Genomic DNA, 19,116 nt, shown 5'->3' on the forward strand with positions numbered 1-19,116 from the left:
GCTTTATATTTTTCAAAGTATTATCAATACATACCGCTCTAAAGCTTAGAGTTGTATGGCCACACTTAATTGTTTCTGTAAAACCGCAATCATATCTGCCCGACTGATGATACCAACCAATTTTCCATCATCAATCACAGGGATATAATTGAATGATTTTTCTACAAAATATGGCACCAAATCCTGAATCGGCTGTGTAGGCCGAACGGTTACAACTTTCAAATTCATAATCTGTTTGATTTGATGTTGCCATTGCACGCCATGCTCTGCCCGTTTAAACCATTCGACTACATCATAAAGTGCAAGCGTTCCCACCAATTTATCTTGTGTATCAACTACAGGCAAACTCATCAAATTGACCGCCTTAAATTTGTCTAATGCCTGATGAATATCATCTTGTTCATTTAAACAAATCACATCTTTGGTCATGATGTCTTGGCACAGATAACTGGTGCTCGTGCGAGCATTGGCTTTTTCCTGCGCTTCTAAAATGATTTTTTGCAGGTCATATTCACTAATATCTAATAATTCAGTGTGTTGCTCTAATACTTCATGAATATCTTTGGGTTGAATCGTGACTTTTTGCGTTGGTGTAGGATCTTTGGAGCGTTGATTGATTTGTGCCACTTGGGGGTATTGTTTTCCTAGCATACGGTTAAACAATATCGCGCAGCCTAGCAATAGAACCGAATTTAAAAGCACTGGATAAAATATAAAATGATAACCAAGCTGATGTACCGCATCCCCTCCTAAAACAGCTGTAATCGCGACAGCACCACTTGGTGGATGGAGTGAATCTGTAGTCATCATCAAAAATATCGACAATGCGACAGCCAAGCTAAATGCTTCGGTCAAATTAGGTATATACAAAGCACAAGTCACACCAATAATGCCAGCAATAATATTGCCAACGATCATGTTCCAAGGCTGTGCCAAAGGACTCGCAGGAACTGCAAATAACAATACTGATGAAGCCCCCATCGGAGCGATATACCAAGCATTGAAGCCGCCTAGCGCATACCAACTCATCAACGATGAAATCACCAGACCAAGTAATGCACCTAGACCACAGAGCAAGCGCTCTTTTAGAGGTAAAACTTTAAAATTGGGTTTGAGTATATTGAGCCATTGAAGGGGTGTATCAGACACAATTTTCCTTTGCTTTGAAGCATAAAATTGTGTGAATTATACCTTTATGTTGGTATAAGATGCATTGATTATATATCTTTTATTGATGAGTTTTTTTGTTTGATTTTCTTTTTTTAATTTGTATATTCATTAAGCTATTTAGCATGTTTTTTATATGTCTATCAAAGCCAGAACTCGTACCGAAGATAGCCAAATTCTTTGAGGGGTTAGATATTCTCTAGAATGTATCTGGATCTTATCGATTCATTTGATAGTCATTTTTATACAATGACTTGGCTTGCTTGTGAAAACTATCAACCACCATAGTGTTAATACCGTCTAAATTTATTTCTTAAATTTTCGATCTACGCATTGACCATAAATATCATAAATTTAGGTTTACCTATAAAGATTTGTTGCAATCAATAGGCTAGGAATCATTAGAATTTTCAAGTATGGTTCGCTCATTATCTATTCGAATTATAAAAATGAAACTTCAATATAGCAAAGAACATATCTTTAAGGGATTGTTGCTTGCACCACTTCCTTTGTTATTGTTTTCAGCTATTGTTTTTATTATCGCCAATCATCAATTTAGTTTGTACGAAATCGCTGTTGCCTTCTTCGGACACAGTCTGGCTTATATCGCATATTGTATTTTAACGATTCCTTTCTCTTTTGTGATTTCACTCTTTCTTATTCAAATGCACTCAACTTACTAACAATTTGTATTTTTTCAATGTTATTTTCAACACTGTTCTTTTTACTACTCGGTTGGGCACATACTGGCAATATTACAGTGCAATGGTGGGAATCTTTTTACAATCCTTTATCCATTTGCATAACTTTAATTCCAGGGATTTGTTATTGGTTTTTTTTGAAAAAATTAACAGGCAAATAAATTGCCCGTTTAAGCCTGAATATATTTAAAACTTGGTTTATCCAATAAAATTAGCTTAAAATATCACGATAACATACTAAATTATAATCATTTTAAATTTTAACTTTGGATTTTAAAGCGCATTCATTTTGGGGAATGAACAATGTTTCAAATCATCTTCCGTGATTTAAAAAATACAAATATAGATATTGTAAAAAACCTATTATTGGCTCCAGTTGGGGCAATGATTATTATTATTCATGTCGTGATGCTTTGGGCAATATTTCAAATCTTGCTTGGACTGATTTTAAGTTTAATTTTCACATTCTTTAGTTTTAGCTTGATCATATTTGCTGTATATCTCATTTTTATTTTCCCTTTTCTGTTATTTATTCAATTGATTTTAAATCATTTTAAGATTTTTAGTCTCTTTAGCATTGCTCTCTGCTGTATCGCTTTAACTCTTGCTTTCGCCTATATCACGTTTAGTCTATCTGACAATCTTGAAAAAAGCTTTCAAACCAACCTATTTTTGATCTCATTTTTTTCTGTCCCTACAGCAATTGCAAATGGATATCTCGCTTATCAGGCTTATTTAAAGCAAGAAAGCAGGCAAATCAGATCATTCATAAGAAATAGAAAATATTAGTTCATCCAAACTGACTGAGACTTATCTTTTTTCATGCTATTTTTATTTATATCTCTAACTTATTTATTGATTAAGATATTCAAATTCCCCTATTCTAAAGATCAATTTAAAACAATAAACAAGTCTATAAATGCTCACTCAATTCCTCCAACTTTTCAGAAACCTAAAAAAACATCTGAATGTTTCGATAGAGGATATTAGCCACAATTTACTGCTTGCTCCCCTCTATACTGCACTTGTTGCATATCCGCTGCTATGTGCTTACTTTTTTTTCATCATTGAATATCCTACAACTGAATTATTTAAACTGATTGTCTCCGTTCTACTATTTTTAGTCATTGTCTTTTTAGTCTATTTAACTTTTGTTTATGTATTTGCACATCTATCTCAAACCTTTTTATTACGTAAAAAATGTCTCAATTTTTATACAACGCTAGCAAGTGCTTTTGTGATTCTTGCGCTGTATTCAACTCTATTGACATGGAACCTATCTGACATAGGTCTATCTGTTCTTTTTTTTAGTTTGTTCGCAGTTCCTATTGTGATCACTTATTGGGTTTTACTTTTTAGAGCACATCAAAAAAACTCAAAATGAACTGGGCACAATTTTATTGACTAACCTTTGCCACACTCCCCCAAAATCCTTATACTTAGAAGCAATTTTTTCTAATACTTATAGTGGATGCTGCATGAGTCGCGCCATATCGCATATTGATACATTCCAAGGCTTAATTCTTGCCTTACAAAACTACTGGGCTGAACAAGGTTGCGTCGTGTTACAACCTTACGATATGGAGATGGGTGCAGGGACATTCCACACTGCAACTTTCCTACGTGCGCTCGGGCCTGAAACATGGAACGCAGCTTATGTGCAACCATCACGTCGCCCTAAAGATGGTCGTTATGGTGAAAATCCAAACCGTTTACAACACTATTACCAGTTCCAAGTAGTCCTTAAACCAAACCCAGACAATATCCAACAGCTTTATTTAGATTCATTAAAAGCCATTGGTATTGATCCTTTGGTACATGATATCCGTTTTGTAGAAGACAACTGGGAATCACCTACCCTTGGCGCTTGGGGCTTAGGTTGGGAAGTTTGGCTCAATGGTATGGAAGTGACACAGTTCACCTATTTCCAACAAGTCGGTGGTGTTGAATGTTACCCAGTGACTGGTGAAATCACATACGGCTTAGAGCGTTTGGCAATGTATCTACAAGGCGTAGATTCTGTTTACGATCTTGTTTGGACCAAAGGTCAGTTTGGTACAGTGACTTATGGTGATGTGTTCCATCAAAATGAAGTTGAACAATCAACGTATAACTTTGAATACGCAAATGTTGAAAAAATGTTTGAGCTATTTGATTTTTATGAAGTTGAAGCCAACCGTTTAATCGAAGCAAAACTTCCTCTTCCAGCTTATGAGCAAGTAATTAAAGCATCTCATGCCTTTAACTTACTTGATGCACGTGGTGCGATTTCAGTAACTGAACGTCAGCGTTATATTTTACGTGTACGTACTTTGGCACGTTCTATTGCACAAAGTTATGTTCATGCTCGTGCGGAACTTGGTTTCCCTATGGCTGAACCACATTTACGTGATGAAGTATTGGCACAGCTTAAAGCTCAGGCGGAAAGCGATGCTGCAAAAAATGCAAAAGAGGAGAATAAATAATGTCTAAACATACAGTTTTATTCGAACTCGGTTGTGAAGAATTACCACCTAAAAGCCTAAAAAACTTACGTGATGCATTAAAAACAGAAACTGTAAAAGGCTTAAATGATGCAGGTCTTGCATTTGATAGCGTTGAAGCTTATGCAGCTCCACGTCGTTTAGCATTAAAAATAATCAATGTTGATGGCGCACAAGCAGACACTCAAAAACGCTTCGACGGCCCTGCTGTTCAAGCTGCTTATGATAGCGAAGGCAAACCAACTAAAGCACTTGAAGGCTTTATGCGTGGTCAAGGCATTACTGTAGATCAAGTTTCTACTTTCCAAGCGGGTAAAGTTGAAAAAGTTTGTTATTTAAAAGATGTGAAAGGTCAAAGCCTAGATGCTTTACTTCCACAAATTTTGCAACATGCTTTAGATAACTTGCCGATTGCAAAACGTATGCGTTCTGCAGCAAGCCGCACTGAGTTTGTACGTCCAGTAAAATGGGTAGTCTTGTTAAAAGATGATCAAATCATCAATGCAACGATTCAAGATCATCAAGCTGGCAATGTGACTTATGGTCATCGTTTCCATGCGCCTGAAGCAATTACGCTAAATACTGCAAATGACTATTTAGATGCATTGCGTAAAGCCCATGTGATTGCTGATTTTGAAGAGCGTCAAGCGATTATTGATCAACAAGTTAAAGCTTTGGCTGATGAAGTTAATGCGACTGCGATCGTACCAAGTGATTTACGTGATGAAGTAACCGCATTGGTTGAATGGCCTGTTGCGCTTCGTGCAAGCTTTGAAGAGCGTTTCTTAGCGGTGCCTCAAGAAGCATTGATCACAACTATGCAAGACAACCAAAAGTACTTCTGCTTGGTTGATAGCAACAACAAACTACAACCGTATTTCATTACCGTTTCAAATATTGAGTCTAAAGATCCAACTCAAATTATCGAAGGTAATGAAAAAGTCGTTCGTCCACGTTTGTCAGATGCAGAGTTTTTCTTTTTGCAAGATCAAAAACAACCGCTTGCATCTCGTAAAGAAAAATTGGCAAATATGGTGTTCCAAGCTGAACTCGGTACACTTTGGGATAAATCAACACGTATTGCTAAACTTGCAGTTGCATTATCACCAATCACAGGTGCAAATGCTGCTGATGCTGAAAAAGCTGCCCTGCTTGCAAAATGTGATTTGACCTCTGAGCTTGTCGGGGAATTCCCTGAACTTCAAGGGATCGCAGGGACTTATTATGCTCGCCTTGAGGGTGAGAATCATGAAGTTTCTGAAGCACTAGGCGAACAATATTTACCTAAATTTGCGGGTGATGTTTTACCACAAACCAAAACAGGTACAACGATTGCGCTCGCTGACCGTTTAGATACTTTGGTGGGTATTTTTGGTATTGGTCAAGCACCTACAGGTTCTAAAGATCCATTTGCATTACGTCGTTCTGCGATTGGTATCTTGCGTTTAGTCACTGAAAATGACCTTGATGTTTCAATTGAACAATTAATTGATCTAGCATTGGGTGCTTATGGTGACGTGATCAAAGATCATGACAAAACTCGTGCTGACGCAGTTGCCTTCCTTGAAGGTCGTTACCGTGCAAAATATGAAGACCAAGGCGTTGCAGTTGACGTGATTCAAGCAGTTCAAGCACTTTCTCCAAAATCACCAGTGGATTTTGATAAACGTGTAAATGCTGTTAATCATTTCCGTGACTTGTCTGAAGCTGCTGCACTTGCTGCTGCAAACAAACGTGTTGCCAATATCTTGGCTAAAGAAGCAACTCCAACAGGTGATGTTGTAGAAGCGAACTTGGTTGAAGATGCTGAAAAAGCGCTTTATGCAGAAATTAAAGCAGTGAAACCTGTCATCGAGCCTTTATTGGCTGCTAAAGACTATACAGCTGCTCTATCTCAACTTGCTGCGCTTCGTGCACCAATCGATGCATTCTTTGATAATGTCATGGTGATGGCTGATGATGCTGAATTGAAAGCAAACCGTTTACGTTTGTTGGCTCAAATTCGTGCATTATTTACCAGTATTGCGGATATTTCAGTATTGCAGCACTAAGCTAAAGATTTGAAATAAAGTCAAAACCCTGCTAGAAATAGTGGGGTTTTTTATATGAAAATTTAGATGAATAATGACAAATAAAACACCTATTAAAAACTTTTATAAAATCGATGTTTATCTTGTACTTTGCCACACTGTGCTACTCGCACTCAGTTTTGCATTGTGGAAAATTTATCCTCATATACAAACCAAACCCGATATGAGTGGTCTATTCTTCATGATCATTTCAGTACTAGGCGGAATCATCGGGTTAATTGTTTTGGCAGTCAGCCTACCTCGTTTAGATCGAACTTTACGCCATCCCATTTTATACAAATTGTTTTTTGCGTTTATATATTGGATTTCTAGCTCGGTTATCTTGGTCTGTGTCGGTATCAGTAAGTTTTTCTTCAATAATCCATTGGTTTTAATCGTTTTTATTGTAATCTTTTTTAGCAGCCTCTATCTCTCTATCATACGTGTTGCGGATATGCGCAAAAAAGATTGGCTCATCTTGATTGGAATTTTAGCTGCTTTTATTGTCATATTTTTCTTACCAAAACTTTAATGCTTGGCTTAAATAATCATTTACTCAACATTATATTTTGATGGTGACATGGACGCTTACCTTTATCGTGAATAACAACAATTGATGATGTTAAATTGTACAAAGAGTATTTTAGGAGATAACAATGTTTCGATATTTTAAGGTAGGGTGGATTCAAACATGAGGTGCGACAGTTTTAAAACATTTGTGATAATCAGTTAGTCTCGAAAACTCCTCTAATGGCGTCAACCAGTTTAATGCTTTTCTTGGTCGTGTATTTAATGACATGGCAACTTGATTTAAATAATTTTGATCAGCTTGGTTTAAATCAATTCCTTTCGGTAAATACTGCCGTATAAGACCATTCATATTTTCAATTGTACCTTTTTGCCACGGTGAATGTGGATCACAAAAATATACATCTATATCCAACTCCTCCTCCAATTGCTTATGTTGAGCCATTTCTCGTCCTCGGTCATAAGTCAGGGTTTGTCTCAGCTCAGGTGGCAGGTAAGCCATTGCTTCGGTCAAGGCTGTACGTACAGATTCTGCCTTAGCATCAGGTAAAACTGCTAGTAAACAGAGTCGTGTATTACGTTCAATCAAAGTTGCTACTGCGCTTTTATTATCTTTTCCTTTGATCAAATCAGCTTCCCAATGACCTGGTATTTTTCTTTCCAAGACCTCTAATGGACGCTCATGAATTGTTTTTATATCCTGTAAAATACTATCTTTCTGTGGCAGGTTTTCAGTTTTTCTTTTCTTATTTTCCCGACGTAAACAAGATAATAACTCCTTTTTAAGTTCACCTTTGGGTAAAGCTCTGATTGTTGAATAGATTGTGGTATGGCTAATATTCATCTCTTTATCATCTGATTGTCGTTTGAGCCACTTAGAAATTTGTACAGGCGACCATAAACATTTTATGGCTTCTACAATAAATTTCCATAGTAAGGAATCCAAATAAATTTTTGTATGACCGCGCCTGCGTCGTTGCTGCGAAAATTCAATCGCTTGTTCAGCACTATATTGATGAACAGAACCGCAATTTTTATTTAATTCACGAGAAATTGTACTGTGATGTCGGTTAATTTGTTTAGCAAATTTTCGAGCAGAAAAATTGGGTTTGTTAAACTCTAGCATTAGTGCAGTTCGTTCAACTATTGTTAAATGTATGTATGACAATATGACACTCCTTTATACCTATATTAGGTTGGGGGTGTCGCACTTCAAGTTTTAGTCTGCCTAGATATATTGATCATTTCCATTCAAGTGATGCTATTTTTACTCTCTATTATTTTGATGAGAAATTACCCTGTCACTTCATACGACAACAGTATGATGGGAATCGTCTTTTTCCCACAAATCATAATTATGGCAATTCTCTCAATTCCTTTTGTTATTTTCATTTTCAAAAAAACCAAATCGAGATTAATATTTAAAATAAAATATTCACTTTCAATATATTATATTTTTATAAGTACAATCATCAGCTTCAACATTTGGAATACGGAACTATTCTATTCCAAACAAATATTTTTCATACTTGGTTTGATTATTTATATACCGAGTTTTTATTTTTCAAATAAATATACAAAAAAACAAACAAAACATAATAATAATGGAAACAGTATTTTAATTTTATCCAATTTATAACACCCGTATTAATCAAATAAATATAATGAAACTTATTCTTTATTTTATGAATTTCTCAACTAACCTATATCAATAAAATTCGATAAAAAATGAATAAAATATGAATTTTTTGTAGCGTTTTTATTATAAGATTTATTTTTTAAAAAATTATTTACTGAAACTTTATCCATCTAGGATTATTTTTAAATGCTTAAAACATTTCTCTCATTAACAACAACTGTCATTTTTTTAACTGGGTGTGCAACAACAAAATCTATGCAATATCCTGTTTCGGGCAGTAGTAGCACAGTATCCGTTTCTTCTGAACAAATCTCAAGCATGACTGAATCAGGTGGAGGTGATCATTTTATTAACAATAGCCAAATCACTGTAGGCGATGCCAGCCGTGCACTGAACAACCCTGCATCAAATATGTTTGGACTCATTGGCGTTGGGGTTGCTACCGCAATCGATAAACGAAACAATGCCTCAGCGATAGAAAAAAGTAGTCTCAATCAAGCGATAAAGTTTGATCAATTGGTACATCAAAAAATTCAAAATGCACTCAGTTCAAATCAGATAGATCCATCTCTGAAAGTTTTAGCTATAAATCAGATTTCAGATATTAAAGTGACGCCTTATTCTCGAATTTCTTTTATCAATAAGCCTGATGTTTCTGTTGCATTTTCACTTAAAGCCCAGTTTAAAAATGCAGCAGATAATAATGCAAATACCAAGCGTATTTATCATTATGTGAAAGAAAAAAAAGCAACTTTGTCTGAATGGGATAACAATCAAAATGCCATGTATTTAAAAGATGCTGATACTGCTTTTACTGCACTGGCTAAAGTTTTGGTTTTGGATATGCAACATCAAATCAATATCGACAAACTCAGTGAAAGCAAGCAGAAAACATGTAAAGTTTCTGGCCAACTGAATCACTATTATTATATAGAATCACCCGATGATCTTTGCATTGGTGTATTTCAAACAAATAAAGGCGTGTCATCTCCATATTTTGTTTTTGTAGTTGAACAATAATTTGTATCTTAAATAAAAGCCTATTCTATTTAGAAAATAGCTCTCAATAGAATAGGTTGATAATTTCGATCAATTTAAAAATTTAATACACTGACTTTTATAAAATTTTAGCTTACATCCAAATAAAACCACTCAACTACTCAACATAAAATGATACCAATAAAATAGATCTCTCTTATAAATTAAAAATATACAATCATTAATTATTTTTAAAGTTAATATAGGAAGTCCCTTCTCACTTTGGGAGAAGGTTAGGATGAGGGTAAATTTCTAATAGAATCCTCCCCCTCTTGCAGAACATATTCTTCATCCTTTAAAAACAGAAGGAGCTACACTGTAAAAAATAAATAATTCTATAATTCAATTTATAAAAGCGATCTAGATTGATCATTTTTAAATAACATGGCATAACAGCTTATACAGCTTTTTTATTTTAATTTACCAATAAAAACCAAATAAACCTTTGTTACATCAATAAATTAACTATAATTTATTGAATTTCATTCATTAAAAGTTAAGCGATATGAAACTTCAAATAATCCTAAGTATACTCACGGGTCTCACCCTCAGCGCTTGCTCAACTACACCCAAAAACCCAGATGCCCCAGTCGTGTTAGAACAACACAAAAACATCCAAGCCGAGCCGACGACTAAACACAACCTTGCGCGTTTGATCAAACAACGTGATAACTGCGTGATCGAATTTACAGGCAACTTTTCGACAGGCAAAGCCACAGAACACTGGATCTTTAAAGGCGATCAACTCATTTCAGCATTTTCAAATGTCGATGCTGATGTAGAAAACAAACAAACAGTTTTTGATATCGCAAGTGCTGAAAGACAGGCAAATTTTGCTTCACTGGCAAAGAATTTTAAACAGCGCAATCTAGATCAATGTAAAAATTAAAGAAATAGATTCAACAATTCATTTCCTTTGGATTGTTGAATCTTCATATATTTGAAAGCGTATTTATTACCCAGTATTAACTGAATCATCAAATATATTTTAAACAAATCTTTCACAACTTCATCACAACTGTTTCACTATTGTAGATTGCTGTATCAGTTTTATCTCAAAGCCACATTAAACTCAAATTGACCATTAATATGGGCTCATATCATAATGCAACAAATTCCCTTAACAATTTAGGGACATAGGTCAATATGAACAAAATGAAATATACGCTTGCCAGTGGTCTACTCCTCTGTTCTGTATCAATTTATGCAGAAACAACACCAACTGTAAAAACACCACCACCTTATGGGGACAATCCCAATATTTTCGTTGTTTTGGGACACAAAACTAAAGTTGCCGTACAAAACACAGCCAATAAAGTTGGTGCGGCGACTGAACATGGTATTCAAAAAATAAAACCTAAAGTCGAAAATTCATGGGATGAAACCAAGACTTATTCAGCAGAACAAGCTGAAATTGCCAAAGAAAATACCATCAAAGCCAAAGACAAGGCTGTGGAAAAAATAATCAATGTAAAAGATTCGGTCATTGGAGTGAATGGTGGAACTGTACCGATTGAACAAGGACAATTAAGCCAATCCAATTATCCTGCTCAGCCAAACAGCGTAGCTCCAATCATCTCAAACAATCCAGTAAGCTCTCCAAATCAAGCCAATAGCGACTCATCTGGGCAGATTACCTCTACTTCTATTGCGACTCCACAAGCAAGCAGTCAAGTTGCTACGCCAACTCAAGCAGCACCTGAAATCAATACATCCAAAGACAACCCTGTAGGTGGAGCTGATCAGGAAAATGATTATCCGCATTAAGTTATTTTATCTTTGACATAGTTTTGCAAAAGCCTACGCCTGTAGGCTTTCGTTCTTTTAGATGATTAGGGTCTGTTGATTAATTGACTTGTCTAATAATTTTTCCAGCAATAAATCCCTGAACATTTTCTAGCATTTGATTGACGATTCTCTGCCTAGCATCCACACTTCCCCATGCACTGTGTGGTGTGATGATCAAATTAGGGATCGTTGGATCAAGCAAAATATTACCATTTTTGGGTGGTTCTACTGTCAACACATCCATTGCTGCTCCTGCAATCTGACGATCAAGCAATGCATTTTTTAATGCTGCCTCATTGACAACCCCACCACGCGCGCAGTTGATCAAAAATGCAGAATTCTTCATTAAATTAAATTCTTTTTCACCTATTAAATCACGTGTTTCTTCCGTTAAAGGACAATGTAGGCTTAGAAAATCGACCTGTGTCAGCAATTCATGAAAAGGAACTCGTGAAGCGTCGCTTGGTCGATTTGGCAATGCTGCAACCAATACCTTCATGCCAAAAGCTTCTGCCAGTTTTGCGACAGCTTGCCCCAATTCGCCATAGCCAACGATTCCCAAGGTTTTACCTGAAAGCTCTACGATTGGATAACCGAGCATGCAAAAAATCGGAGACTGATTCCACTGCCCTTGTTGTACAGCACGATCATATTTCAACAACGATGTCGCCAATGCCAACATCAAACTCATCGTATGTTGAGCTACTGCTGCTGTGCCATAACCTTGGCAATTGCATGCCACTACACCCTTTTCTTTGGCTTTAATCAGATCAACATTGTTGGTTCCTGTCGCCGAAATTAAGATCAATTTCAAGTTTTGACACTGTTCTATCGTATTTGAGTCGATCACAACCTTATTACTAATGATCACATCCGCATCTTTTACACGTTCAAGAACCTGCTCTGGAGTACTCATTGGATAAAGGATCAGCTCAGCAAAAACTTCATCTAATTGACTAAAATCTAAATCATTTTTATCTAGAGCTTGGTAATCCAAATACACCGCTTTCATATTATTTCCTTAAATTGAACCGTATTAAACAAGCGAAAGCCAAAGTCTTACTATTTGTTATTTATCATTAAATTTCAAGCAGACCCTAATATATTTTTGATTAAATTATTTGAATATTAACTCTATTTCAGGTATTTATATCTCACTTTATAAATTTATAAACCAATCATTTTTGGATAATGTTCAAATGAAAAATATAATTTTAGCACCCATGCTTTGTCTCAGTAGTTTAACTTTTTTAACAAATTCCTATGCTGGAGAGGAGCCACTTTATGGTTATTACATTAGCAGTATCCCCAATTATGCAACCGATGAAAATGACGATAATGATTCAGGTCTGTATAGAACAAAACAGGGCTGTCGTATCGTAACCGATAGTATGGCCGTACTCTATCGTACAACACAGTTTTGGGATTTTGATCAAAATAGTTTGAAAACTTCAAAAGTAACGAATCATTTTTATGCGACATATGACTATACTGATGAAGATTTTCAAGAACTCAAAAAGCAAAAAATAAGTTTGGAAAAAAGCATACAACTCGATGTCAAAAATCCCAAAATCCTGCAACAGTTTAAAGACCTAAAAGCTAGATTTAATGCTGCAGATTTTCAAAAATGCTATCCCAAATGATCGAGATTGAATGATGAAAGCCAGACTGTTCAAGCATCTCATTCTTTTGTTTTTTATCATAAATTTTAGTACTGCTCACGCAACAGACAATGCTGAACTGGTTTTACAATCTCTTGCCAATGTAGAGCAATATCATTCAGACGAAGGTAATCAATTTGTATTATCTAAGAACAAACATGGCTGCAAAATTGAAGCTCGTTTTTATTTGTCCAATCATCAAATTCTGACTAGCTATATTTTCAATCAAAAAGGGATCGTATCGGCAGCAGAAAGAACTTACCAATACAAATATGAAAAGGGAGAAGAAGGCTCTTTAGCGCATATCACCGATATTTATCTATCTGGTACTGTCTATTTAGATCCTGCCGATCCAAAAACTCAGCAGGAACTAAATGATTTTAAAGCGTTATTTCCAATAACAGAAATAAAAAAATGTCTTTAAGCCAAGATAAATTTTACATTATCTTCAAAAGAATCATAATCAAATTTACAGGTTCCAAATAAGTCAGAACCCAGATTTAGATTTTTATAAGATAAAATGTAAAACTCAGGATATTTCTTGGTAATGATCGGACTCATATCCAAAGATAAGGCATCATTTTGTTTGAAAAGTTTAATCACTTGGCGATCATTCATTGCCAAGAAATAGTCCTCTTTATTTAGATCAATAAAGGTCAAACCTGTTGCCTTAACTTGAATAGCGCAAAGATACTTGCTATTGATATCAATCACTTGCTGACTATAGCTTTCGATTTTTTGGGTGATCACATTAAATACTAGAAAATTACCAAAATAATCCTGCAACTGCTCTTTCTTTTCTATTGGAAAATTCACAGAAATTCCGAGCTTCATCAAATCCTGTTCATCTACCCGTTTATTAGTGAGCAAGATACGAGTAATCATTTGCTTCAGATTATTATCAAAAAAACTGCCATCAAGTTGCAGATCAGTACTTTTTAAAATCTTGCCCAGCGCTTCATTGTGCGTTCCCAGCAAACGAGCGATGACATTTCGATAGTAAAATTTATTATTTTTCTTCACTTCCCGCATTTGCTTATAAAAATAAGTTTGATCAAATGGATGGCGAATAAAATCGTTGAGCAAAGCTGAACTTGCTAAAACTGAAATCGCATCATGCCCCGAATAAGGCAGATTCAAAGTATGTAAATGGGGAATCAGTGGCTTTATTTTAAGGTAATTTTCACGATCATTTTCAAAGTAAGGATCATAGACAATGATGTATTCACATTCACTTGAAATATCCTCAGATTTTATATGCATATCTCGGTTAAGTTCTACATCATAAAAATCGCTATAACGGCGATCTTCAACATCTTCAGGATCAATTGAATATTGCGGCACAAAGGCAACAGCGCGTGTCATTTTCAACAATTTTGCATATTTAACAACAGCATAGCCACCCATCGACCCCCCATAGCCCACAATCGATGAGTATTGTTCTAAATAGGGTTTGAGTACTTCAAAAAGTGCCAACATACTTGATTCAGGATACCAAGATTTTTGTTTTGGCATGATTCCAATCACGTTAAAATCATACTTACTTAATGATTTTTCGGCATTAATTGAAGTCCCTTTGGCACGAGTAATCAAATCCCCAAATGACAGCACCAATGTTTCGGATGATCCTTGTAAATATATCGCTCGAATTTGTTCATCTTCAAAAATGATTTTTTTTTCCATCGAAACACCGAAAAGTTGGGGAATAGCACAATTGCACTCAAAAAATGAGTTGTCATGCAAAGAAGTATGCAAGCCTAAGTGCCCTATTTTAGCTGTGCCACACAGATAAAAAAGTACATAATCTTCCACATTTACATAAATTGTTACTTTCAGGTTGCTTTTTTACCAAAATTCACATTTCAGACATAAAAATAGTCGTCAATGTGAATGAAAATGCTTGTCATTTATATGTTTTAGCCCAATGATAAAAGATATATTTCTTCAAAATGTATGAAAATATGCCAAATAATATTCATCATGCTGCACAGCAAGGCTTTAGTTCTGCTGCTGAACTTTATCAACAAACCCGCCCAAGTTATCCACAAGAGATAAAAAATTGGCTAGAAAGCGACCTTAAAATTAATAAAAATTCTACTGTTATTGATTTAGGTTCAGGTACTGGAAAATTTTTACCTTATCTCATTGCGCAAGGTTCAGAGGTCATTGCTGTAGAGCCTGTCACTGAAATGTTAGAGCAACTCAGAAAAAAATATCCTTCGGTCAAATCGGTACAAGCCAGTAGCGAGCAGCTTCCTTTCCACTCTGAATCAATCGATGCTGTACTTTGTGCACAATCTTTTCATTGGTTTGCAAATATCGAAACACTCAATGAAATTCATCAGGTACTAAAACCCAAAGGGCATCTGGGACTGATCTGGAATCAGCGTGATGTAGAAATCGATTGGGTTAAAGCACTAGCCGATTATATCGCTCAATTTGAAGGTGATACCCCGCGATACCATAGTGATCAATGGAAAAAAGTTTTTGAAAATCAGTTCTTATTTGAACTAACCGATGTCAAAGTTTACTCGCAGCTTCAAAAAGGAACTGTGGAAAATGTGGTATCGAATCGTCTGTTATCGACCAGTTTTATCGCGGCTATGTCTCAAGAAAAACAGCTTGAAATGAAGCAAAATTTTGAAAAAATTGTATTTGATTTTACAGGGAAAACTGCACAAGATGAGATAGAATTTCCTTATATTACTTATGCTTACCATTTTCATAAAATTTAAAAAGTTTTTAGAGGAAAATTAAAATGTCTTTTCATGTGAAATCAAACGCTTTGATCTTGGCGATATCATCTTGTTTAGTATTGAGTGCCTGTCAAAAACAACAGGAAACTAAGGAGACGACAACCGAAAATAAATCCGAAATCGAAAAGCAAATTGAGCAGCAACCCACTAAAAAATTTGCCAATACGCCAAATGATGGGAAAGATATTGCAACTTTGATCGATTTTCAGGAACGTTTTTCCAACATGAGTGATGAGATGGAAAATGAACTGATGACCATGCAAAAAGAAGGCAATTTAACACCCGAATTTGAAATTGAACGCCGCAAAGATGTCATCAACTCCGCATTTTCTATGCTTAAAGCTTTAGATCTTAAAACTGAACAAGGGCGTTATATTCAAGGTTTGTTATATCAATATTGGGAAGGTCAGCAGACGGTATTAAAACAACGTCAAGCTCAGCCGAATGCATCTTATGTAAACTCGTCATTAGACCAATATCTCCAAGCACAAAAACAATTACAGCAATGGAAAGCATCACAACCAAGGTCATAAATCGAGACTTTGAAATGATTTAAACCCTTCAACTTGAAGGGTTTAAATGTGAGAAATCTACATAAGGTTCAACACATAATGAGTTGATCAGATCCAAATCAAATAATCATCTGTGATGTAGCAATCAAATTATGCGCTTATGAAATTCGAACATGGCATTGCCAAATATTGTCTGTTTCACGTGAACTATTTGCTTGACGTACAGAAGCTAAATCAATAATTTCATAGCCAGCTTTCAATGCGGTAAAACGAAAAATACGCTCACCCTCTGCATTCAGTTCTTGCTTACCTTCTGATTTAATCTCTGCTTTGGCCGTATAAATTTCTTCAGTTGTAAACAATTTAGTCGGTTGCATGGTCTGCCACTGAAAGCCTGTAGATGGGTTTTCAGGTGCTCGAAACACCAATGTTTCACCAGATTTCATTACCAAAGTACTTGGACATTTGCGCTTGAGATTATATTCGTGAGTTTTTGCCAAACCCGAATTGTTTGAGTTATGGCATGCAGTCAAAATAAAACTTAACCCCAAAATAAAAGCTGAAATGGACACTATCTTTTTCATTAAATACTTTCTCTTCACTTATCGGCTTGCCCGTATTTCAAAAGGACATCATGTCCACACTGACACATTATTTATAGGTTCAGTTGAAATAGAAACAAGCCATTCTTCAGCTTAAATATTGGACAAATATAGCATTTAAATTTGACCAGACAAAATATGCTTTTTAAATATTTTGCTTTTCGACCCATGAGATAGAATCGACTTGAATCAATTTACAAGCACCATCACCATAGCCATCCCAACCGATCGCAGAAGTCCAAACTAAATTTTTGTCTTTAATTTCGACCATATTTCCACTAATTCGTACCAAATCACCACGTTTAACTTTTTTGATCTCTTTGGCTACTTCTGGATTTCCAGGAATGATATGCATATTGGAAACCAGTTGCATCGCCAATTTGGGTGGTACAGGTGGGCGTGCCATTTGCCAATTGAGATAACGATCATATTGGCTAAATTGAATTTGACTGGCAATCTCAGGGGCTGTAAATAAGCCACGAGTCACTGCGTAATCAATCGGAGAAAACTTCGCTTGCTCATCATTATTGTAGGTTTTTGAACCTAAAATACGAAAATCACCCTGAAATGGTGCAAGTACTGAAATACTTTGTTCTTTAGCGGCAGGCGCTAAACCATTGGCAATATTATATTCAACAGATTGAGAGGCTTGCACATGCATTGTGCTCAGCGCAATTAACATACTGAAGATAAAACGCTTTTTCATAGAATTATCCCCTTTTCACCATCAAAAACATAAAACTTCTATCGCTGTATCATATATAACAGAAATAGATTCAAAGTTAAGCTTTGGTAACAATATTGGACAGTTTCGTCATTATTTTGTCTTGGATTTATGCGTTCTTCTGGCAAAATTTTATCCAGACGATGAGCTGTCGACAGCTTCTTATTATTCACATAATATTTAAATCAATAAATCAAAGTAGAAAACTTAAAAATGATCTATAAATTTTATCAGCAGCATATTTTTCCACATTTATTGAATCAGCTTATGCAGACGCCAAGCTTTATGCAGAGCCGTCAAATCCTACTTGGAAATATTCAAGGCCAAGTCTTGGAAATAGGTTTTGGTACAGGCATCAATTTAGATTTTTATCAACATATTGAACATTTATATGCTTTAGAGCCGAATGCTGAAGTCTTCCATTTGGCAGCTGAACGCATCGCCAAAGCCTCGTTTAAAGTTCAGCATATCCAAGCCAGTGCTGAAAAATTACCATTTCCAGATCAAAGTCTAGAGCATATTGTCAGTACTTGGACCATGTGTAGTATTGCCAATATTGAGCAGGCATTAAGTGAAATTTATCGGGTTTTAAAGCCAACAGGTGTATTACATTTAGTTGAACATGTGCAATATCATGACAATGAAAATTTGAAACGCTTACAAAATATTTTGACACCAGTGCAAAAAATTATCGCGGATGGCTGCCATCTCAACCGAAATATTGAACAATTGCTCCACGATGCCAAGTTTAGCTTTTTAGACAAACAATATTTTGATGCTGAAAAACTACCTAAAGTCGGACGGCGTATGTTTATGGCGACCGCACAAAAAATGCTAGATTAAAAATACTAGAAAGCCATGCTAAAAATATGATCTGTAAACCAAGAGAAATGCTTTAAAAATCTCTCTAGCACATTTTTCAATCTTGGAAATCTATACGAATCGTTTCAAATCGCACCCGCCCTTCTGCCAAGGCTTGAGCAATGGCTTGCTGTCCCTTCGTCAAACGTGCTCCGCCACTTTTAATATCAATTAGAACCACTTCAATATCTTCTGCCAAACCATCGCCATCACGGAAATCGGTATAACCATCAAACACCACATAATCAATAGGATCGCCTAAAAACTTTGCATCACTCGGTAGATATCGAAATTCGGGCATAATCGGTGCAAGCTGCTCCGCCATTTTACCTTTGAGCACTGCACGACTGGTATTTACACTACGTTTTTGTGCATGTGCCAAAGCTTGTTGGTGCTCAAGTTCAAGCTCAGCAATATACTGCTCATACTCAGCTTTGATTTTGCCATTTCGTGTACTACTCAATACGATTGTGGTTAAAACGATGCCGATACAAGCACCGATTAACATAGCCATCCATACGGACATGCTGCTTTCCTAAATTTTTCATTTTGCACAATTTAATACAAGCTTTAGACTTTTGTCATTA

At 35.7% G+C, this 19,116-nt stretch carries 19 protein-coding genes; 12 read left to right on the forward strand and 7 right to left on the reverse strand.

Annotation, left to right across the window (positions count from 1 at the left end):
- Positions 1–45: 45 nt before the first annotated feature.
- The gene (locus tag F960_RS16355; protein WP_004867654.1) at positions 46–1,149 is read right to left on the reverse strand and encodes an HPP family protein; all 1,104 of its coding nucleotides are present in this window, start codon (positions 1,147–1,149) and stop codon (positions 46–48) included.
- A gap of 467 nt (positions 1,150–1,616) precedes the next feature.
- Between F960_RS16355 and F960_RS23045 the strand changes: the two genes are divergently transcribed.
- The 4 genes from F960_RS23045 to F960_RS16385 all read left to right on the forward strand — a co-directional run bounded on the left by F960_RS23045 (position 1,617) and on the right by F960_RS16385 (position 6,952).
- Complete coding sequence (locus F960_RS23045) at positions 1,617–1,850, forward strand: hypothetical protein (RefSeq protein WP_020846810.1); 234 nt, start codon at positions 1,617–1,619, stop codon at positions 1,848–1,850.
- 1,496 nt (positions 1,851–3,346) lie between these two features.
- Positions 3,347–4,333 carry a glycine--tRNA ligase subunit alpha gene (gene glyQ / locus F960_RS16375; RefSeq protein ID WP_004867665.1) on the forward strand — a complete coding sequence of 329 codons (987 nt, stop codon included), beginning with the start codon at positions 3,347–3,349 and terminating at the stop codon, positions 4,331–4,333.
- Positions 4,333–6,402: a glycine--tRNA ligase subunit beta gene (glyS, locus tag F960_RS16380; protein WP_004867667.1), complete on the forward strand. Its 2,070-nt coding sequence runs from the start codon at positions 4,333–4,335 to the stop codon at positions 6,400–6,402. Before glyQ ends, glyS begins: the two co-directional genes overlap by 1 nt.
- A 73-nt stretch (positions 6,403–6,475) precedes the next feature.
- On the forward strand, positions 6,476–6,952 hold the full coding sequence (locus tag F960_RS16385; RefSeq protein WP_004867670.1) for a hypothetical protein: 477 nt from the start codon (positions 6,476–6,478) through the stop codon (positions 6,950–6,952).
- Between the two features lie 153 nt (positions 6,953–7,105).
- On the opposite strand, the gene F960_RS16390 is transcribed toward F960_RS16385, so the two are convergent.
- The gene (locus F960_RS16390; RefSeq protein ID WP_004857039.1) at positions 7,106–8,116 is read right to left on the reverse strand and encodes an IS30 family transposase; all 1,011 of its coding nucleotides are present in this window, start codon (positions 8,114–8,116) and stop codon (positions 7,106–7,108) included.
- Positions 8,117–8,773: 657 nt separating this feature from the next.
- Between F960_RS16390 and F960_RS16395 the strand changes: the two genes are divergently transcribed.
- The 3 genes from F960_RS16395 (at position 8,774) to F960_RS16405 (ending at position 11,392) form a co-directional block, all read left to right on the forward strand.
- A complete protein-coding gene (locus F960_RS16395; RefSeq protein WP_004867673.1) occupies positions 8,774–9,607 on the forward strand; it encodes a hypothetical protein in 834 nt (277 codons plus the stop codon).
- A gap of 523 nt (positions 9,608–10,130) precedes the next feature.
- Positions 10,131–10,514, forward strand: coding sequence for a hypothetical protein (locus tag F960_RS16400; protein WP_004867677.1), 384 nt, complete (start codon positions 10,131–10,133; stop codon positions 10,512–10,514).
- 257 nt (positions 10,515–10,771) lie between these two features.
- Positions 10,772–11,392 carry a hypothetical protein gene (locus F960_RS16405; RefSeq protein ID WP_004867680.1) on the forward strand — a complete coding sequence of 207 codons (621 nt, stop codon included), beginning with the start codon at positions 10,772–10,774 and terminating at the stop codon, positions 11,390–11,392.
- A gap of 79 nt (positions 11,393–11,471) precedes the next feature.
- On the opposite strand, the gene F960_RS16410 is transcribed toward F960_RS16405, so the two are convergent.
- Positions 11,472–12,425, reverse strand: a complete 954-nt coding sequence (locus tag F960_RS16410; RefSeq protein ID WP_004867684.1) for a 2-hydroxyacid dehydrogenase — start codon at positions 12,423–12,425, stop codon at positions 11,472–11,474.
- A gap of 187 nt (positions 12,426–12,612) precedes the next feature.
- On the opposite strand from F960_RS16410, the gene F960_RS16415 reads away from it, so the two are divergent.
- Positions 12,613–13,056, forward strand: a complete 444-nt coding sequence (locus F960_RS16415) for a hypothetical protein (protein ID WP_004867686.1) — start codon at positions 12,613–12,615, stop codon at positions 13,054–13,056.
- 46 nt (positions 13,057–13,102) lie between these two features.
- A complete protein-coding gene (locus tag F960_RS16420) occupies positions 13,103–13,498 on the forward strand; it encodes a hypothetical protein (protein ID WP_154650777.1) in 396 nt (131 codons plus the stop codon).
- On the opposite strand, the gene F960_RS16425 is transcribed toward F960_RS16420, so the two are convergent.
- A complete protein-coding gene (locus F960_RS16425; RefSeq protein WP_035374258.1) occupies positions 13,495–14,757 on the reverse strand; it encodes a hypothetical protein in 1,263 nt (420 codons plus the stop codon). The two genes, F960_RS16420 and F960_RS16425, sit on opposite strands and share 4 nt — an antisense overlap.
- Positions 14,758–15,035: 278 nt before the next feature.
- Here F960_RS16425 and F960_RS16430 point away from each other — a divergent pair, with 278 nt between their 5' ends.
- Positions 15,036–15,809: a class I SAM-dependent methyltransferase gene (locus F960_RS16430; RefSeq protein WP_035374276.1), complete on the forward strand. Its 774-nt coding sequence runs from the start codon at positions 15,036–15,038 to the stop codon at positions 15,807–15,809.
- 23 nt (positions 15,810–15,832) lie between these two features.
- Positions 15,833–16,363, forward strand: coding sequence for a hypothetical protein (locus F960_RS16435; RefSeq protein ID WP_004867693.1), 531 nt, complete (start codon positions 15,833–15,835; stop codon positions 16,361–16,363).
- Between the two features lie 137 nt (positions 16,364–16,500).
- Here F960_RS16435 and F960_RS16440 read toward each other — a convergent pair whose 3' ends face one another.
- Together F960_RS16440 and F960_RS16445 are read right to left on the reverse strand one after the other, a co-directional pair.
- Complete coding sequence (locus F960_RS16440) at positions 16,501–16,926, reverse strand: protease inhibitor I42 family protein (protein ID WP_004867694.1); 426 nt, start codon at positions 16,924–16,926, stop codon at positions 16,501–16,503.
- 163 nt (positions 16,927–17,089) lie between these two features.
- The gene (locus tag F960_RS16445) at positions 17,090–17,650 is read right to left on the reverse strand and encodes a hypothetical protein (RefSeq protein WP_004867697.1); all 561 of its coding nucleotides are present in this window, start codon (positions 17,648–17,650) and stop codon (positions 17,090–17,092) included.
- Positions 17,651–17,881: 231 nt separating this feature from the next.
- On the opposite strand from F960_RS16445, the gene F960_RS16450 reads away from it, so the two are divergent.
- The gene (locus F960_RS16450; protein WP_004867698.1) at positions 17,882–18,511 is read left to right on the forward strand and encodes a class I SAM-dependent methyltransferase; all 630 of its coding nucleotides are present in this window, start codon (positions 17,882–17,884) and stop codon (positions 18,509–18,511) included.
- 76 nt (positions 18,512–18,587) lie between these two features.
- Here the strand turns inward: F960_RS16450 and F960_RS16455 are convergent, their stop codons facing one another.
- A complete protein-coding gene (locus tag F960_RS16455; protein ID WP_004867701.1) occupies positions 18,588–19,055 on the reverse strand; it encodes a Holliday junction resolvase-like protein in 468 nt (155 codons plus the stop codon).
- Positions 19,056–19,116 lie beyond the last annotated feature (61 nt).

The sequence above is a fragment of the Acinetobacter gerneri DSM 14967 = CIP 107464 = MTCC 9824 genome (assembly GCF_000368565.1).
Classification (GTDB): domain Bacteria; phylum Pseudomonadota; class Gammaproteobacteria; order Pseudomonadales; family Moraxellaceae; genus Acinetobacter; species Acinetobacter gerneri.

What these genes read in the sequence shown, in the direction of transcription:
- F960_RS23045 (WP_020846810.1), top strand. Translation starts at nt 1,617, where the DNA reads ATGAAACTTCAATATAGCAAAGAACATATCTTTAAGGGATTGTTGCTT.
- glyQ (WP_004867665.1), top strand. Translation starts at nt 3,347, where the DNA reads ATGAGTCGCGCCATATCGCATATTGATACATTCCAAGGCTTAATTCTT.
- glyS (WP_004867667.1), top strand. Translation starts at nt 4,333, where the DNA reads ATGTCTAAACATACAGTTTTATTCGAACTCGGTTGTGAAGAATTACCA.
- F960_RS16385 (WP_004867670.1), top strand. Translation starts at nt 6,476, where the DNA reads ATGACAAATAAAACACCTATTAAAAACTTTTATAAAATCGATGTTTAT.
- F960_RS16395 (WP_004867673.1), top strand. Translation starts at nt 8,774, where the DNA reads ATGCTTAAAACATTTCTCTCATTAACAACAACTGTCATTTTTTTAACT.
- F960_RS16400 (WP_004867677.1), top strand. Translation starts at nt 10,131, where the DNA reads ATGAAACTTCAAATAATCCTAAGTATACTCACGGGTCTCACCCTCAGC.
- F960_RS16405 (WP_004867680.1), top strand. Translation starts at nt 10,772, where the DNA reads ATGAACAAAATGAAATATACGCTTGCCAGTGGTCTACTCCTCTGTTCT.
- F960_RS16410 (WP_004867684.1), bottom strand. Translation starts at nt 12,425, where the DNA reads ATGAAAGCGGTGTATTTGGATTACCAAGCTCTAGATAAAAATGATTTA.
- F960_RS16415 (WP_004867686.1), top strand. Translation starts at nt 12,613, where the DNA reads ATGAAAAATATAATTTTAGCACCCATGCTTTGTCTCAGTAGTTTAACT.
- F960_RS16425 (WP_035374258.1), bottom strand. Translation starts at nt 14,757, where the DNA reads ATGGAAAAAAAAATCATTTTTGAAGATGAACAAATTCGAGCGATATAT.
- F960_RS16430 (WP_035374276.1), top strand. Translation starts at nt 15,036, where the DNA reads ATGCCAAATAATATTCATCATGCTGCACAGCAAGGCTTTAGTTCTGCT.
- F960_RS16435 (WP_004867693.1), top strand. Translation starts at nt 15,833, where the DNA reads ATGTCTTTTCATGTGAAATCAAACGCTTTGATCTTGGCGATATCATCT.
- F960_RS16440 (WP_004867694.1), bottom strand. Translation starts at nt 16,926, where the DNA reads ATGAAAAAGATAGTGTCCATTTCAGCTTTTATTTTGGGGTTAAGTTTT.
- F960_RS16445 (WP_004867697.1), bottom strand. Translation starts at nt 17,650, where the DNA reads ATGAAAAAGCGTTTTATCTTCAGTATGTTAATTGCGCTGAGCACAATG.
- F960_RS16450 (WP_004867698.1), top strand. Translation starts at nt 17,882, where the DNA reads ATGATCTATAAATTTTATCAGCAGCATATTTTTCCACATTTATTGAAT.
- F960_RS16455 (WP_004867701.1), bottom strand. Translation starts at nt 19,055, where the DNA reads ATGTCCGTATGGATGGCTATGTTAATCGGTGCTTGTATCGGCATCGTT.